This window comes from Streptomyces sp. NPDC097640 (genome assembly GCF_040302705.1).
GTDB lineage: Bacteria > Actinomycetota > Actinomycetes > Streptomycetales > Streptomycetaceae > Streptomyces.
In genome coordinates, this window is sequence record NZ_JBEOSB010000030.1 from 71,093 (window position 1) to 86,469 (window position 15,377).

Annotated in this window: 13 protein-coding genes and 1 riboswitch; of the genes, 12 read left to right on the plus strand and 1 reads right to left on the minus strand. The window is 71.3% G+C overall.

The genetic code is table 11. From position 1 onward, the window contains the following. Nucleotides 1–44 precede the first annotated feature (44 nt). From rpsB to ABTY62_RS36950, 9 genes are all read left to right on the plus strand, one after another. Nucleotides 45–953, plus strand: coding sequence for a 30S ribosomal protein S2 (gene rpsB, locus ABTY62_RS36910; RefSeq protein ID WP_352133762.1), 909 nt, complete (start codon nucleotides 45–47; stop codon nucleotides 951–953). Between the two features lie 98 nt (nucleotides 954–1,051). Further along, complete coding sequence (gene tsf / locus ABTY62_RS36915; protein ID WP_352133763.1) at nucleotides 1,052–1,888, plus strand: translation elongation factor Ts; 837 nt, start codon at nucleotides 1,052–1,054, stop codon at nucleotides 1,886–1,888. Between the two features lie 169 nt (nucleotides 1,889–2,057). Continuing rightward, nucleotides 2,058–2,840, plus strand: coding sequence for a UMP kinase (gene pyrH, locus ABTY62_RS36920; protein WP_065965195.1), 783 nt, complete (start codon nucleotides 2,058–2,060; stop codon nucleotides 2,838–2,840). Nucleotides 2,841–2,944: 104 nt separating this feature from the next. Then, on the plus strand, nucleotides 2,945–3,502 hold the full coding sequence (gene frr / locus ABTY62_RS36925; RefSeq protein ID WP_311727779.1) for a ribosome recycling factor: 558 nt from the start codon (nucleotides 2,945–2,947) through the stop codon (nucleotides 3,500–3,502). After that, a complete protein-coding gene (locus ABTY62_RS36930) occupies nucleotides 3,502–4,674 on the plus strand; it encodes a phosphatidate cytidylyltransferase (protein ID WP_352133764.1) in 1,173 nt (390 codons plus the stop codon). The genes frr and ABTY62_RS36930 overlap by 1 nt, the downstream gene beginning before the upstream one ends. A gap of 80 nt (nucleotides 4,675–4,754) precedes the next feature. After that, nucleotides 4,755–5,861: a dual-specificity RNA methyltransferase RlmN gene (gene rlmN, locus ABTY62_RS36935; protein WP_311727777.1), complete on the plus strand. Its 1,107-nt coding sequence runs from the start codon at nucleotides 4,755–4,757 to the stop codon at nucleotides 5,859–5,861. A 63-nt stretch (nucleotides 5,862–5,924) separates the two neighbouring features. Then, a riboswitch (TPP riboswitch) is annotated at nucleotides 5,925–6,029 on the plus strand. Then, nucleotides 6,024–7,106, plus strand: coding sequence for a thiamine ABC transporter substrate-binding protein (locus tag ABTY62_RS36940; protein ID WP_352133765.1), 1,083 nt, complete (start codon nucleotides 6,024–6,026; stop codon nucleotides 7,104–7,106). (Overlaps the previous riboswitch by 6 nt.) Nucleotides 7,107–7,204: 98 nt before the next feature. Continuing rightward, nucleotides 7,205–8,947 carry an ABC transporter permease gene (locus tag ABTY62_RS36945; protein WP_352133766.1) on the plus strand — a complete coding sequence of 581 codons (1,743 nt, stop codon included), beginning with the start codon at nucleotides 7,205–7,207 and terminating at the stop codon, nucleotides 8,945–8,947. Continuing rightward, on the plus strand, nucleotides 8,947–9,978 hold the full coding sequence (locus tag ABTY62_RS36950; protein WP_352133767.1) for an ABC transporter ATP-binding protein: 1,032 nt from the start codon (nucleotides 8,947–8,949) through the stop codon (nucleotides 9,976–9,978). Before ABTY62_RS36945 ends, ABTY62_RS36950 begins: the two co-directional genes overlap by 1 nt. Nucleotides 9,979–10,019: 41 nt before the next feature. On the opposite strand, the gene ABTY62_RS36955 is transcribed toward ABTY62_RS36950, so the two are convergent. Beyond that, nucleotides 10,020–11,666 (minus strand): PucR family transcriptional regulator ligand-binding domain-containing protein, encoded by a 1,647-nt coding sequence (locus ABTY62_RS36955; RefSeq protein ID WP_352133768.1) that lies wholly within the window; start codon nucleotides 11,664–11,666, stop codon nucleotides 10,020–10,022. A gap of 266 nt (nucleotides 11,667–11,932) precedes the next feature. Here ABTY62_RS36955 and ABTY62_RS36960 point away from each other — a divergent pair, with 266 nt between their 5' ends. The 3 genes from ABTY62_RS36960 (at nucleotide 11,933) to ABTY62_RS36970 (ending at nucleotide 15,349) form a co-directional block, all read left to right on the plus strand. Next, entirely contained in the window at nucleotides 11,933–13,432 is a 1,500-nt protein-coding gene (locus ABTY62_RS36960) for a sodium:solute symporter family protein (protein ID WP_352133769.1), read from the plus strand. Between the two features lie 40 nt (nucleotides 13,433–13,472). After that, a complete protein-coding gene (locus tag ABTY62_RS36965; RefSeq protein ID WP_352133770.1) occupies nucleotides 13,473–14,267 on the plus strand; it encodes a class II aldolase/adducin family protein in 795 nt (264 codons plus the stop codon). 86 nt (nucleotides 14,268–14,353) lie between these two features. Next, entirely contained in the window at nucleotides 14,354–15,349 is a 996-nt protein-coding gene (locus tag ABTY62_RS36970; protein ID WP_352133771.1) for an NAD(P)-dependent oxidoreductase, read from the plus strand. The last annotated feature ends 28 nt before the right edge of the window (nucleotides 15,350–15,377 follow it).

The following is a 15,377-nucleotide window of genomic DNA, read 5'->3' on the forward strand; positions in this document are numbered from 1 at the left end:
GCCGCCCGGCCGCCGTGGAACCGAGCACTTCAAGGAGTACGGCCATGGCCGTCGTCACGATGCGGGAGCTGCTGGAGAGCGGCGTCCACTTCGGGCACCAGACCCGCCGCTGGAACCCGAAGATGAAGCGTTTCATCTTCACCGAGCGCAACGGCATCTACATCATTGACCTGCTCCAGTCGCTGTCGTACATCGACCGCGCCTACGAGTTCGTCAAGGAGACCGTCGCCCACGGCGGTTCCATCATGTTCGTCGGCACGAAGAAGCAGGCGCAGGAGGCGATCGCCGAGCAGGCGACCCGCGTCGGCATGCCGTACGTCAACCAGCGCTGGCTGGGCGGCATGCTCACCAACTTCTCGACCGTCTACAAGCGCCTTCAGCGCCTCAAGGAGCTCGAGCAGATCGACTTCGAGGATGTGGCCGCCTCCGGCCTCACCAAGAAGGAGCTCCTGGTCCTCTCGCGCGAGAAGGCCAAGCTGGAGAAGACCCTCGGCGGTATCCGCGAGATGCAGAAGGTGCCGAGCGCCGTCTGGATCGTCGACACCAAGAAGGAGCACATCGCCGTCGGCGAGGCGCGCAAGCTCCGCATCCCGGTCGTCGCGATCCTCGACACCAACTGCGACCCGGACGAGGTCGACTACAAGATCCCGGGCAACGACGACGCGATCCGCTCGGTCACCCTGCTCACCCGCGTGATCGCCGACGCGGTCGCCGAGGGCCTCATCGCCCGTTCCGGTGTCGCCACCGGTGACCAGAAGGCCGACAAGGCCGCCGGTGAGCCGCTCGCCGAGTGGGAGCGCGACCTGCTCGAGGGTGAGAAGAAGGCCGACGAGCCCGAGGCGGCCAAGCCCGCCGAGGCCGAGCAGCCGGCCGAGGCTCAGGCTGAGCAGCCCGCCGAGGCGCCGGCCGAGCAGCCCGCCGAGGCCCCGGCCGCGGACGCCGAGCAGGCCTGATCACTCGGACCACGTGTGACGGCGGGGGAGGGTGCCTGGGCACCACCCCCGCCGTTCCCCCGTAGAGCTTTCGACTTTCGAGAAGAGATTCACAGATCATGGCGAACTTCACCGCCGCTGACGTCAAGAAGCTCCGTGAGCTCACCGGCGCCGGCATGATGGACTGCAAGAAGGCGCTGGACGAGGCCGACGGCAGCGTCGACAAGGCCGTCGAGGTCCTGCGCGTCAAGGGCCAGAAGGGCGTGGCCAAGCGCGAGGGCCGCAGTGCCGAGAACGGCGCCGTCGTCTCCCTCATCGCGGACGACAACTCCTCCGGTGTGCTGGTCGAGCTGAAGTGCGAGACCGACTTCGTCGCCAAGGGCGACAAGTTCATCGCCGCCGCCAACGCCATCGCCGCCCACGTCGCCAAGACCTCCCCGGCCGACCTGGAGGCCCTGCTCGCCTCCGAGATCGAGCCCGGCAAGACCGTCCAGGCGTACGTCGACGAGGCCAACGCGACGCTCGGCGAGAAGATCGTCCTGGACCGCTTCGCGCAGCTCTCCGGCGGTTACGTCGCCGCGTACATGCACCGCACCATGCCGGACCTGCCGCCGCAGGTCGGCGTGCTGGTGGAGCTGGACAAGGAAGACGCCACGGTCGCCAAGGACATCGCGCAGCACATCGCCGCGTTCGCGCCGAAGTTCCTGAGCCGTGACGAGATCTCGGCCGAGGCCGTCGAGAACGAGCGCCGCGTGGCCGAGGCCACCGCCCGCGAGGAGGGCAAGCCCGAGGCCGCCCTGCCGAAGATCGTCGAGGGTCGCGTCACCGGCTTCTTCAAGGAGAACGTCCTGGTGGACCAGCCGTTCGCCAAGGACAACAAGAAGACCGTCCAGAAGATCCTGGACGAGGCCGGTGTCACGCTCAAGGGCTTCGCGCGCTTCCGCGTAGGCGTCTGAGCGTCGGCGTCCGAGCCGAGCAGCGAATGACCGGCGACCCCGATAGGGTCGTAGGCAGCCAACCGTCAACCGGTCGGCCGCAGATGTGACGAGGAGGCCATTGCCGCAGAGGTCGAACAAGGACCCGTCCGGCAGTGGCCTTCTTCGTATGTGCACGAGGAGATCTCCAATGAATCAGGGCGCGGGCGCCGGACAGGCCGCCGACGAGAAGAACGCTCAGGGCAGGGTCAAACGCCGTCGGTTCCTGCTGAAGCTCTCCGGCGAGGCGTTCGCCGGGGGCGGGGGACTCGGGGTCGACCCGGACGTCGTGCACGCCATCGCCCGCGAGGTCGCCGCGGTCGTCCGGGACGGCGCGGAGATCGCCATCGTCATCGGTGGCGGCAACTTCTTCCGCGGCGCCGAACTCCAGCAGCGGGGCATGGACCGGGCCCGCTCGGACTACATGGGCATGCTCGGCACGGTCATGAACTGCCTCGCCCTCCAGGACTTCCTGGAGAAGGAGGGCATCGACTCCCGCGTCCAGACCGCCATCACCATGGGCCAGGTCGCGGAGCCGTACATTCCGCTGCGCGCGGTGCGCCATCTGGAGAAGGGGCGCGTGGTCATCTTCGGCGCGGGCATGGGCATGCCGTACTTCTCCACGGACACCACCGCGGCCCAGCGCGCCCTGGAGATCCACGCCGAGGCCCTGCTCATGGGTAAGAACGGGGTGGACGGGGTGTACGACTCCGACCCCGCCCGGAACCCGGACGCGGTGAAGTTCGACGCCCTGGAGTACGGCGAGGTGATCACCCGCGACCTCAAGGTCGCCGACGCCACCGCCATCACGCTCTGCCGCGACAACAAACTGCCGATCCTCGTCTTCGAGCTTCTCGCCGAAGGAAACATCGCGCGTGCGGTGAAGGGTGAGAAGATCGGCACGCTCGTGAGCGACCAGGGCTCCCGGGCCTGACGGCTCATACGGGGGATGGACAACGGCCTGCCGGTCGGACACCGTGCAGGAGAAGACGCACGCAGGGGCGAGGCTCTGCTTACTGATAACACCAGGAGCAAGTGGTGATCGAAGAGATCCTCCTCGAGGCCGAGGAGAAGATGGAGAAGGCCGTTGTGGTCGCCAAGGAGGACTTCGCCGCGATCCGCACCGGGCGTGCGCACCCGGCGATGTTCAACAAGATCGTGGCGGACTACTACGGGGCGATGACGCCGATCAACCAGCTGGCGTCGTTCTCGGTGCCAGAGCCGCGCATGGCCGTGGTGACACCGTTCGACAAGAGCGCGCTGCGCAACATCGAGCAGGCGATCCGCGACTCCGATCTGGGCGTCAACCCGAGCAATGACGGCAACATCATCCGAGTGGTGTTCCCCGAGCTCACCGAGCAGCGCCGCAAGGAGTTCATCAAGGTCGCCAAGGGCAAGGGGGAGGACGCGAAGATCTCGATCCGCAGCGTCCGCCGCAAGGCCAAGGAGTCCATCGACAAGCTCATCAAGGACGGCGAGGTCGGCGAGGACGAGGGCCGCCGCGCCGAGAAGGAGCTCGACGACACCACCGCGAAGTATGTCGCGCAGGTGGACGAGCTGCTCAAGCACAAGGAAGCCGAGCTCCTCGAGGTCTGATGAACGACTCATCCTGGGGGGCTCCGCCGAGCCCCCGCCTCTGGGGACCGGCCGACCAGGGGCCCTCTCCCTCGCCTCGCGGCGAGGTGCGCCCGGTCCCGGCGGGTCCCGCGCACGACGTGGGCGAGGCGGCGCAGACTCGGCCCATGCCCACCGTGCCCCACGCAGGCGGAGACCCTCGGGATGCCGCCGACCGTGATCGGGGGGCCGCTCGGCTGAGCGGTCCCCTGTTCCGCGACGACCGGGAGCCGGAGCGCGGGCCGCGGCCCCCCGCCGCGCCCCCGCCCACGCCCCCGGACGGCCCCGGCACCCCGCCGTCGGACGCCGCCCAGCCCGGCGGCACGGGGAGCGCCAAGAAGAGCGCGGGCCGCAATCTGCCCGCCGCGATAGGGGTGGGCGTCGGCCTCGGCGTACTGGTCGTCGCCTCGCTGTTCATCTACAAGCCGGTGTTCGTCGGCGTCCTGGCGGTCGCGGTGGTCATCGGCCTGTGGGAGCTGACCTCGCGGCTGGCCGAGCGCAAGGACATCCGCGTCCCGCTGGTGCCGCTCGCCGTGGGCGGCGTCGCCATGGTGGTCGCCGGTTATGTGCGCGGCGCGGAGGGCGCGTGGGTGGCCGTGTCGCTGACCGCCCTGGCCGTGCTCGTATGGCGGATGACCGAGCCGCCCGAGAACTACCTCAGGGACGTCACCGCCGGCGTCTTCGCGGCCTTCTACGTCCCGTTCCTGGCCACCTTCGTCGCCCTCATGCTCGCGGCCGACGACGGGCCGCGGCGGGTGCTGGTCTTCCTGCTGCTGACCGTGGTCAGCGACACCGGCGCGTACGCGGTCGGCTGGCGCTTCGGCCGCCACAAGCTCGCACCGCGCATCAGCCCCGGCAAGACCCGCGAGGGACTGCTCGGCGCGATCGCCTTCGCGATGGTCGCGGGCGCGCTGTCCATGCAGTACCTGATCAAGGGCGGCGCGTGGTGGCAGGGGCTGCTGCTCGGGCTCGCCGTCGCGGTCAGCGCGACCCTCGGCGACCTCGGCGAGTCCATGATCAAGCGTGACCTGGGCATCAAGGACATGGGCAAGCTGCTGCCGGGGCACGGCGGGATCATGGACCGGCTGGACTCCCTGCTGCCCACCGCCCCCGTGGTCTGGCTGCTGATGGTGATCTTCGTGGGCGGCGGCTGACCGGCCCGTCACCCCGTCCGTACGGCCTCGCACCACGTGTGGCGCGAGGCCGTACGCACGTCTGCGACACTGGTGAGACCATGCCCAAGCCCGGAGAACTCACCTTTGTCGCGCCGCGCGGAGCCAAGAGGCCCCCGCGGCATCTCGCCGACCTCACGCCCGCCGAGCGCCGCGAGGCCGTCGCCGCCCTCGGCGAGAAGCCCTTCCGCGCCGGCCAGGTTTCGCGCCACTACTTCGCCCGCTACACCCACGACCCGGCCCAGTGGACCGACATCCCGGCCGCCGCGCGCGAGAAGCTGGCGGCCGAACTGCTGCCGGACCTGATGAGCGTGGTGCGCCACATCAGCTGTGACGACGACACCACCCGCAAGACCTTGTGGCGGCTCTTCGACGGCACGCTCGTGGAGTCCGTGCTGATGCGCTACCCGGACCGGGTCACCATGTGCATCAGCTCCCAGGCGGGCTGCGGCATGAACTGCCCCTTCTGCGCCACCGGCCAGGCGGGCCTGGACCGCAATCTGTCCACCGCCGAGATCGTGCACCAGATCGTCGACGGGATGCGGGCGCTGCGGGACGGGGAGATCCCGGGCGGGCCCGCGCGGCTGTCCAACATCGTCTTCATGGGCATGGGCGAGCCGCTCGCCAACTACAACCGCGTCGTCGGCGCCATCCGCAGGCTGACCGACCCGGAGCCGGACGGCCTCGGGCTGTCCCAGCGCGGCATCACCGTCTCGACCGTGGGGCTGGTCCCGGCGATGCTGCGCTTCGCCGACGAGGGCTTCAAGTGCCGTCTCGCGGTGTCGCTGCACGCGCCCGACGACGAGCTGCGCGACACCCTCGTCCCGGTCAACACCCGCTGGAAGGTCCGCGAGGTCCTGGACGCGGCGTGGGAGTACGCGGAGAAGTCGGGCCGCCGCGTCTCCATCGAGTACGCCCTGATCAGGGACATCAACGACCAGGCATGGCGGGCCGACCTGCTGGGCCGGCTGCTCAAGGGCCGCCGGGTGCACGTCAACCTGATCCCGCTCAACCCCACGCCAGGCTCCAAGTGGACCGCGTCCCGGCCCGAGGACGAGAAGGCGTTCGTGGCCGCCCTGGAGGCACACGGCGTGCCCGTGACCGTGCGGGACACCCGGGGGCAGGAGATCGACGGGGCGTGCGGACAGCTGGCGGCGGCCGAGCGCTGAGGCGCTGCTGATACGGTGCCCTGGCATCACCGCGTGCACACACGCGGCATCTCGTACAAGTGAACATTCCGACAGGGGAGCGCGAACAGCGCTGAGAGTGCGGCTCGGCCGCAGACCCTCGGACCTGATCCGGGTCATACCGGCGTAGGGAGTCAGCCTCATATGAACCGCCGTCTTCGGCATGCCGTCGTCGCCGCCCTCTTCGGCTCGCTCGGCCTCACCACCCTCGTCGCCTGCGGCGAGGACTCCTCCGGCTCCTCCGGCGGCTCCGGCTCCAAGACCGTGACGCTGGTCTCGCACGACTCGTTCGCCGCGTCGAAGGCCGTGCTCAAGGAGTTCACCCGGCAGACCGGCTACAAGGTGCGGGTGCAGGCCGGCGGCGACGCGGGGGCGGCGGTCAACCAGGCGATCCTGTCCAAGTCGCACCCTCAGGGCGACGTCTTCTTCGGCGTCGACAACACCCTGCTCTCCCGCGCGCTCGACAACGACCTGTTCACCCCCTACCGGGCCAAGGGCCTGGACAAGGTCCCGGCCGCCCTCCAGCTCGACCAGGCCTCGCACCGCGTCACCCCGGTCGACTTCGGCGACATCTGCGTCAACTACGACCGCAAGTACTTCGCCGACAAGAAGCTGGCCCCGCCGAAGACCCTCGACGACCTGACCAAGCCCGCGTACAAGAACCTCCTGGTCACCGAGAACGCGGCCACCTCCTCTCCCGGGCTCGCCTTCCTGCTGGGCACCGCCGCCCGGTACGGCGACGACGGCTGGCAGGACTACTGGAAGAAGCTCAGGGCCAACGGCGTCGAGGTCGTCGACGGCTGGGAGCAGGCGTACTACGACCGGTTCTCCGGCTCGGCGGGCGGCGCCAAGGGCGACCGGCCGCTGGTCGTCTCGTACGCCTCCAGCCCGCCCGCCGAGGTCGTCGACGCCAAGCCGCGTCCCGCGCAGGCACCTACAGGGGTCGCGACGGGAACCTGCTTCCGCCAGGTGGAATTCGCGGGCCTGCTGAAGGGCGCGTCCAACACCAAGGGCGGCAAGGCACTGCTGGACTTCCTGCTGAGCAAGACGTTCCAGGAGGACGTGCCGCTCAACATGTACGTGAACCCGGCCCGTGAGGACGCCAAGCTGCCCGAGCTGTTCACGCAGTACGGCGCGAAGATCGCCGACTCGGCCACCCTGGCCCCGCAGAAGATCGCCAAGAACCGTGACCAGTGGGTCAAGGCATGGTCCTCGCTCGTCCTGTAAAGCGGCCCGAGCCTCCCGCCAAGACACCGGGGGAGCCCGGCGCGCGCCCCGGGCCGCGGCGCTCGAACCTCCGCGGGACGGCGCTGCGGCTGGCTCTGATGGCCGTGCCCGCCGCGTTCTTCGCGCTGTTCTTCATCTACCCGGTGGCCGCCATCGTCGCCCGCGGGCTGCGCGTCGACGGCCAGTGGCGACTGGGCCGGTTCGGCGAGGTGCTCACCGATCCGGCGGTCCTGGACATCCTGTGGTTCACCGGCTGGCAGGCGGCCGCCTCCACCGCACTGACGCTGGCGGTCGCGCTGCCCGGCGCGTATGTCTTCGCCCGCTTCGCCTTCCCCGGCAAGCGGCTGCTGCGCGCCGTGGTGACCGTCCCCTTCGTGCTGCCGACCGTCGTCGCGGGCTCCGCGTTCCTGGCCCTGCTCGGCCAGGGCGGGCTGCTGGACAGCCTGTGGGGGGTGCGCCTGGACACCACCGTCTGGGCGATCCTCCTCGCGCATGTCTTCTTCAACTACGCGGTGGTGGTACGGACCGTCGGCGGGCTGTGGGCGCAGCTCGACCCGCGCCAGGAGGAGGCCGCGCGGGTGCTCGGCGCGAGCCGCCTGGCGGCGTGGCGGCGGGTGACACTGCCCGCGCTGGCGCCCGCCGTGGCGGCCGCCGCCCTGATGGTCTTCCTGTTCACCTTCACCTCCTTCGGCGTCGTCCAGATCCTCGGCGGCCCCCGGTACGCCACCTTGGAGGTCGCGATCTACCGGGAGACCGCCCAGCTGCTCGACCTGCCGACGGCCGCCGTGCTGACCCTGGTCCAGTTCGCGGCGGTGGCCGCCGTCCTGGCCCTGCACGCGTGGACCGTACGGCGCCGCGAGGGCGCACTGAAGCTGGTCGACCCCGAACAGACCGCGCGCCGCCCCCAGGGCGCGGCCCAATGGGCGCTGCTGTGGGGCGTGCTCGCCGTCGTGGCGCTGCTGATCCTGCTGCCGCTCGGAGTCCTGGTCGAGCGGTCCCTGGACGCCCCCGGCGGCTACGGACTCGACTACTACCGCGCACTCCAGTCCGCGGCGGACAGCGGCGGGACGTTTTTCGTCGCCCCTATGGACGCCGTCTGGAACTCCCTGCGCTACGCCGCCGTGGCGACCGTCTTCGCGGTCGTGGTGGGCGGTTTGGCGGCGGCCGCGCTGACCATCCCGAGTGAGCCAAAGGGCGCGCCGGTGTCGAAAGCGACGAGACCAAGCGAGCGAGGAACGAGCGAGCGCAGTGTCGAGGAGCGTCGATACCGGACCCGAGCGCCCGGAGGCGAACCGAGGGTCATCAGGGGTGCGGGGCGGCTGGTGCGGGGCTTCGACGCGCTGCTGATGCTGCCGCTCGGCACCTCCGCCGTCACCGTCGGCTTCGGCTTCCTCATCGCCCTTGACGAGCCCCCGCTGGACCTGCGCGCCTCATGGATCCTCGTACCGCTCGCCCAGGCCCTGGTGGGCGTGCCCTTCGTCGTACGGACCATGCTGCCCGTGCTGCGCGCGGTGGACCACCGGCTGCGGGAGGCGGCGGCCGTGCTCGGCGCGTCCCCGCTGCGGGCCTGGCGGGAGGTGGATCTGCCGCTGGTCGCGCGGGCCCTCGGGGTCGCGGCGGGGTTCGCGTTCGCCGTCTCGCTCGGGGAGTTCGGGGCGACGGTGTTCATCGCGCGGCCCGACTCCCCGACCCTCCCGGTGGCCGTCGCCCGCTTCCTCGGCCGGGCCGGGCAGCTCAACTACGGCCAGGCCATGGCCCTGAGCACGGTTCTGATGCTGGTGTGCGCGGGCTCCCTGCTGCTCCTGGAGCGGATTCGCACCGACCGTTCGGGGGAGTTCTGATGACGCTGCTGCGACTGGACGAGGTGACGGTCCGCTACGGCGAGCGCACGGCGCTCGATGCCGTGGACCTGGAGGTCGCCGAGCACGAGACGGTGTCGGTGCTGGGGCCGAGCGGCGGCGGCAAGTCCACGCTGCTGCGCGTGGTCGCGGGTTTGGAGCGGGCCCACACCGGCCGGGTGTGGTTGGCCGGCCGGGACCAGTCGGGGGTGCCCACCCACCGGCGCGGCGTGGGCCTGATGTTCCAGGACCACCAGCTCTTCCCGCAGCGCGACGTGGGCGGCAACGTCGCCTTCGGGCTGCGGATGCGCAAGGTGGCGCGCGCCGAGGCGGAGCGCCGGGTCGCCGAGCTGCTGGAGCTGGTCGGCCTGCCGGGCGCGCAGCGGCGCGCGGTCGCCTCGCTGTCCGGCGGCGAGCAGCAGCGGGTCGCACTGGCCCGCGCCCTGGCCCCACGGCCCACGGTGCTGATGCTGGACGAGCCGCTGGGGCAGCTCGACCGGGGGCTGCGGGAGCGGCTGGTGGTCGAACTGCGCCAGCTCTTCGGCGAGCTGGGCACGACGGTGCTCGCGGTCACCCACGACCAGGGGGAGGCCTTCGCGCTCGCGGACCGGGTGGTGGTGATGGACGGCGGGCGCATCGCGCAGACCGGCACCCCGCTGGAGGTGTGGCAGCGGCCCGCCGACGAGTTCGTCGCCCGTTTCCTCGGCTTCGACAATGTGGTCGAGGCCGTCGTGAACGGCGAGAGCGCCGACACCCGCTGGGGCAAGCTGCCCGTCCCGGACGGCACCCCGCCGGGGCCGTGCCGGCTGCTGGTCCGCCCGGCCGGGGTGCGGCTCACCTCGCCGGAGCAGGGGCTGCCCTGCACGGTGACCGCGCGCACCTTCCGCGGCGACCGCGTGGCGCTCGTCCTCCAGCCCGGGGGCGCGCCGCGCCTGGAGGCGGCGTGCGCGCTGCGGGACGCGCCCGGTGAGGGGGAGCGGGTCGGCGTCGCGTTCGACGCGGGCGATGTGGTGGTGCTGGGCGCGGGCGGCTGACGGCCCCGCGGCGCGCGGCCGGGGACCGGATGACCAGGCCCTCAGCCCTGGCCGTCATCCAGGGAGGAGCGTTCGCCCGGCAACCAGTGGAGGGCGAACCAGAGCTCCATGCGGACTTCGGGGTCCTGGAGGTCGACGTCGAGCAACTCCGAGATTCGGCTGATGCGTTGACGCACCGTATTGCGGTGGAGCCCCAGCGCCGCGGCGGTGCGGTCCCAGCTGCCGTACTGGGACAGCCAGGTGCGCAGCGTTTCCATGAGGACGGCGGGCCCTGGCGCCGGGGCGCGGTCGAGCGGCGCGAAGCGTGCGCGGGCGAGTGCCTTCGCCTCGCGGGGTGCGACGATGCTGTGCACGCTCTGTTCCACGGTGCGGTGATGCACCGTCGGCAGGCCGGAGGCCACGGCGCGGCGCAGCGCCCGCTCGGCCTGGGTGTCGGCGACGGGAAGATCGGCTGTTCCCACCGGGGCGCTGAAGCCCAGGTGCCAGCCGAGCCGGGCGGCGTCGGCGGGTTCTGTGGGCTGGGCACGGGCCGACCAGGGGATGAGGGCGCGCAGCACCGGGCCGGCCAGGTCGAGATACGGGGTGCCCAGTGCGGTGCCCAGTGCCGCCAGGTGGACCGGGTCGCCGCCGGGCTGTGCGCCGGGGCCGCGTGCCGACCGGGCGGGCCGGCCGTGCACCACGGTCCAGGCGGCGTCGTCCGGGGCGTCGGCGGGCAGCAGCATGGGCGCGATCTCGGCGGGGGCGCCGCCGAGCAGCAGCCTCACCACGGCGCCGGCGGTGCGGGTGTCGCCGCCCAGCGCGTGCCGGGGGTTGGTGAGCAGGGAGAGCAGCACGATCGCCGTGCCGGTCACGGACCGGTGCACCGGGGTGGGCCGGGAGGCGGCGACCAGGCCGAGGGCCAGGGGCCCGGCCGTGTCACCGCCGGGGACGGTGTGGACGGTCAGGTGGATCCCCGCGTGGTGCTGGGCGGCCGCCGTGGGCGGCCGGGACCCCGGCCCCGGCGTGCGGTCATGCGGCGCGGAGGGCTGCCGGGCCGCGGTGCGCGCGGCCAGCTCACACAACTGCCGCGTGACCTGGGCGGCGGGCCGCGTACCGGCCGCCAGAAGTTCGGCGCCGTTGCCGTCGAGCAGCACCGCCCAGACGCCGAGGTGGACGGAGAGCTGGCGCAGCACGGCCGCGAGGGCATCCGGGCGGGCGGCGGCGGACGCGAGTGCGGACTGAGCCTCGGAGACCAGGCGCAGATCATGGGTGCGCGCCTCCGCCATCGCGGAGTGGGTGGCGCGGGCCACCGCGACGAAGGGGACGTCCTTCGGAACCAGCAGCAGCGGCAGGTCGTGCCGGTCGCAGGCGGCTATCAGGTCCGGCGGGACTTCCTCGTAGACCGGGACGATGCCGAAGCCCAGCGCGACCGTACCCGCTTCGACGACCCGGCGGACGTAGTCGTCGATGCCCTCGGGGGTCCGGGGCAGGAGCGATCCGGCGGTGAGGAGCAGTTCGCCGCCGATCAGGTAGGGCGTGGGGTCCGCCAGCTCGGTGGTTCCCACCTGTTCGACGAAACGGTCCTCGTCCGGTCCCGCGATGCGCTTCAGCCCGAGATCGGGGTCGGCGAGCAGAGCGCTGAGCGGAACGGTCGGCGTCCCCGGGGCCGGTGTGTGCCAGGGACCCCTCGGCGGGTCGGCTGGTATCACGGCGGGCTCCTTCACGGGTGCGGATTCATCCATTGGGTGAGTGGATGATGGATGAATTCTGCACTTATTTCCTGGGTGGTGCGCGGATACGCTCCTGCGAAGCGGAGGGCAGGCGACCGAAGCGCCTGATCCCGCGGCAGGTCCGTCCTCGAACGGGCGCCCCGCCACCCCCCTGAACAGCGACGACGCTGTCATGCCCGCCTTCTTACCAGTGAGCCGCGGCCCCGCCGTCCCGCGCCACGGCCCATACCTGACCGGAGGACTCCATGGCCATCGACTACACAGTGATGATCGGGTACCTGCTAGGCATCGTAGGAGTCGGTTGGTGGGGCAAGAGGCGCGCCGCCTCCAAGAGCGACTTCCTGGTCGCCGGCCGCCGGCTCGGCCCCCTGATGTACACCGGCACCATGGCCGCCGTCGTCCTCGGCGGCGCCTCCACCATCGGCGGGGTGCGTCTCGGCTACACCTACGGCATCTCCGGGGCGTGGATGGTCATCGCGATCGGCATCGGCCTGCTCGCCCTGAGCATCGCCTTCTCCGCCAGGATCGCGCGGCTGCGCGTCTACACCGTCGCCGAGATGCTGTCACTGCGCTACGGGGACGCGGCGAGCATCATCTCCGGCGTGGTGATGTGGGTCTACACCCTGATGCTCGCGGTCACCTCCACCATCGCCTACGCCAGCGTCTTCGACGTGCTCTTCGACGTACCGCGCTGGGCCGCGGTGGTCATCGGCGGCTCGATCGTCGTCGGCTACTCCGCCCTGGGCGGCATGTGGTCCATCACCCTCACCGACATGGTGCAGTTCGTCGTCAAGAGCATCGGCGTGCTCCTCCTGCTGCTGCCCATCGCCGTGGTGAAGGCGGGCGGCTTCGCGGAAATGGCGGACAAGCTGCCGTCCGGCTACCTCTCGCCGATGTCCATCGGCGGCGAGACCATCTTCACCTACGTCCTGATCTACACCTTCGGGATGCTGATCGGCCAGGACATCTGGCAGCGGGTGTTCACCGCCCGCAGCGACAAGGTCGCCTCGTACGGAGGCACGGTCGCCGGCGTGTACTGCCTGTTCTACGCGGCGGCCGGGGCGGTCATCGGCATGGCGACCAAGGCGATCTACCCCAATCTGGCCAGCGCGGACAGCGCGTTCGCGACCATCGTCAAGCAGGCTCTGCCCACCGGTGTCAGAGGCCTCGTCCTGGCTGCCGCGCTGTCCGCGATGATGTCCACCGCCAGCGGCGCGCTCATCGCCTCCGCCACCGTCGCCAACAACGACATAGGGGGCCGGCTGAGGTCCCTCATGCGCCGCTCCGCCCCGAAGGCCGTCGCCGACGACCACGACGAGGTCCGCTCCAACCGCCTGGCCATCGTCATCCTCGGCGTGATCTCGATCGCCATCGCCTGCGCTCTGGACGACGTGATCGCCGCCCTCACCGTGGCCTACAACCTGTTGGTCGGCGGGCTCCTGGTGCCCATCCTCGGTGCCCTGATCTGGAGGCGTGGCAACTTCCAGGGGGCGCTCGCCGCCATGCTCGGAGGCGGCCTGACGGTGATCGTGATGATGATGACCAAGGGCGTACTCGCCAACGAGCCGATCTACTACGGCCTGGCCGTGAGCCTGGTCGCGTACACCGCGGTCAGCCTCCTCACCAAGGCGACCGACGGCAGCGTGCTGGCGTCCTGGCACCGGCGCCTGGCCGGCGAGAGCCCGGAGGCGGCCGCGTCGGACCCGGCCGCGTCGGATCAGGCCACGACGCCCGCAGCCGTCTGAGTTCCCCCACCCCCGAAATCCCCCGAAAGGAGCCATCTCCATGTCCAGTGCGTCGACCCCGCTCGCGCCGGCCATGCCGACCCCCGACCACGCCGCCGAGGAGCTCCGGCTGCGCCGCGAGCTGGCAGCCGTGTACCGCCTGGTCGCCCACTTCCGGATGACGGACCTGATCTTCACCCATATCTCGGTGCGGCTGCCCGGCCCCGAGCAGCACTTCCTGATCAACCCCTACGGGCTGCTCTTCGAGGAGATCACCGCCTCGAACCTGGTGAAGATCGACCTGGCCGGCAACCCCGTCGAGGACACGCCGTACCCCGTCAACCCGGCCGGCTTCGTGATCCACAGCGCGATCCACGCGGCGAGGCCGGACGCCCACTGCGTGCTGCACACCCACACCAAGGCAGGCTGCGCGGTCGCCGCCCAGCGCGACGGGCTGCTGCCGCTCAACCAGATGAACATGGAGTTCTACAACCGGGTGGGCTACCACGAGTACGAGGGTGTCGCCCTCAACCTCGACGAGCAGAAGCGCCTGGTCGAGGACCTCGGCGGCCATCCGGTGATGATCCTGCGCAACCACGGCCTGCTCACCGTCGGCGAGACGCCCGCCCAGGCCTTCCTGCGCATGTACTACCTGGAGAGGGCCTGCGAGATCCAGACCACCGCACAGGCCACCGGAGCGCCCCTGACCATGCCCTCGCCCGAGATCGCCGAGTACACCGCCCAGCAGCTGAACGCGGAGGACGTCTCCGACTTCCACGACGAGCTGGCTCTGGACCTCGCCTGGTCCGCCCTGCTGCGCCTGGTGCGGCGAATCGCCCCGGACTACTCGGACTGAGGCGCTGCGAGCGGCAACACAGCAGACACAGCCGAAGAAGGTCCTTTGATGCACGATCGGAACGCAGCCGCCCGTCAGGAGGGCATATGAGCACGGAACGCAACGGGGGCGCCCCGGCCCGCATCGCGCTGGCGGACCCCTTCGCCGACCCGGAGGCGGTCCGCACCGCGCTCGGCGACGCACTGCCGCAGGCCGAGGTGCGGCTGGAACAGGTCGACGCCATTCCGCACGGACCCGGCATCGTCGGGCTCCTGGTGGGTCCCGAGGTGCCGATGACCGCCGAGGATCTGGCCCTGCTGCCCGATCTGCGGGTGATCGCGGTGACCTCCACCGGCTACGACCACGTTCCGGTCGAGGCCGCCCGCGCGGCCGGGATCTGGGTGACCAGCAGCGCGGGCTACTGCACGAACGAGGTCGCCGACCACACCCTGGCGCTCGGTGTCGGCCTGCTGCGCGGCACCGTCGACCTGGACCGGGACGTCCGAAGCGGGATCTGGGACGTCGAGCGGGTGCGGCCACGGCGGATCGCGGGCACCCGCTGGGGACTGGTCGGCTTCGGCCGGATCGCGCGGGCCGTCGCGGAGCACGCAGCGGCGCTGTCGATGCCGGTCTCCGCCTGGGATCCCAAGGTCGCACCGGAGCACTTCGAGAAGGCCGGTGTGCGCCGGGTGGCGAACCTGACCGACCTGCTGGCCGGAACCGACCTGGTGAGCCTGCACATCCCGCTGACCCCGGAGACCGCGGACCTCATCGGTGCGGCCGAACTCGCCGCGATGCCGGCGGGGTCCTTCCTGGTCAATGTCTCCCGCGGCGAGATCCTCGACCACGCGGCGCTGGCCGCGGCCCTGGACTCAGGCCAGTTGAAGGGCGCCGCGCTGGACACTCTGCCCGTGGAGCCGCCGGCCGCCGACGACCCCGCGTTGTCCCTGAAGTCCACGGTGCTCAACCCGCACGCCGCCTGGTACTCCGACGAGGCCCGGCGACGGGCCTACGCATGGGCCGGCGCCGCGGTCGGCGCGGTGCTCTCCGGTGGCCGTCCGGACGGCGTCGTCGCGGAGCCTTCGCACAAGCGTCAGCGGTAGCCCCGCGGACGTCGTCGCCGACCCGGGC

What these genes read in the sequence shown, in the direction of transcription:
- rpsB (WP_352133762.1), top strand. Translation starts at nt 45, where the DNA reads ATGGCCGTCGTCACGATGCGGGAGCTGCTGGAGAGCGGCGTCCACTTC.
- tsf (WP_352133763.1), top strand. Translation starts at nt 1,052, where the DNA reads ATGGCGAACTTCACCGCCGCTGACGTCAAGAAGCTCCGTGAGCTCACC.
- pyrH (WP_065965195.1), top strand. Translation starts at nt 2,058, where the DNA reads ATGAATCAGGGCGCGGGCGCCGGACAGGCCGCCGACGAGAAGAACGCT.
- ABTY62_RS36930 (WP_352133764.1), top strand. Translation starts at nt 3,502, where the DNA reads ATGAACGACTCATCCTGGGGGGCTCCGCCGAGCCCCCGCCTCTGGGGA.
- rlmN (WP_311727777.1), top strand. Translation starts at nt 4,755, where the DNA reads ATGCCCAAGCCCGGAGAACTCACCTTTGTCGCGCCGCGCGGAGCCAAG.
- ABTY62_RS36940 (WP_352133765.1), top strand. Translation starts at nt 6,024, where the DNA reads ATGAACCGCCGTCTTCGGCATGCCGTCGTCGCCGCCCTCTTCGGCTCG.
- ABTY62_RS36945 (WP_352133766.1), top strand. Translation starts at nt 7,205, where the DNA reads ATGGCCGTGCCCGCCGCGTTCTTCGCGCTGTTCTTCATCTACCCGGTG.
- ABTY62_RS36950 (WP_352133767.1), top strand. Translation starts at nt 8,947, where the DNA reads ATGACGCTGCTGCGACTGGACGAGGTGACGGTCCGCTACGGCGAGCGC.
- ABTY62_RS36960 (WP_352133769.1), top strand. Translation starts at nt 11,933, where the DNA reads ATGGCCATCGACTACACAGTGATGATCGGGTACCTGCTAGGCATCGTA.
- ABTY62_RS36965 (WP_352133770.1), top strand. Translation starts at nt 13,473, where the DNA reads ATGTCCAGTGCGTCGACCCCGCTCGCGCCGGCCATGCCGACCCCCGAC.
- ABTY62_RS36970 (WP_352133771.1), top strand. Translation starts at nt 14,354, where the DNA reads ATGAGCACGGAACGCAACGGGGGCGCCCCGGCCCGCATCGCGCTGGCG.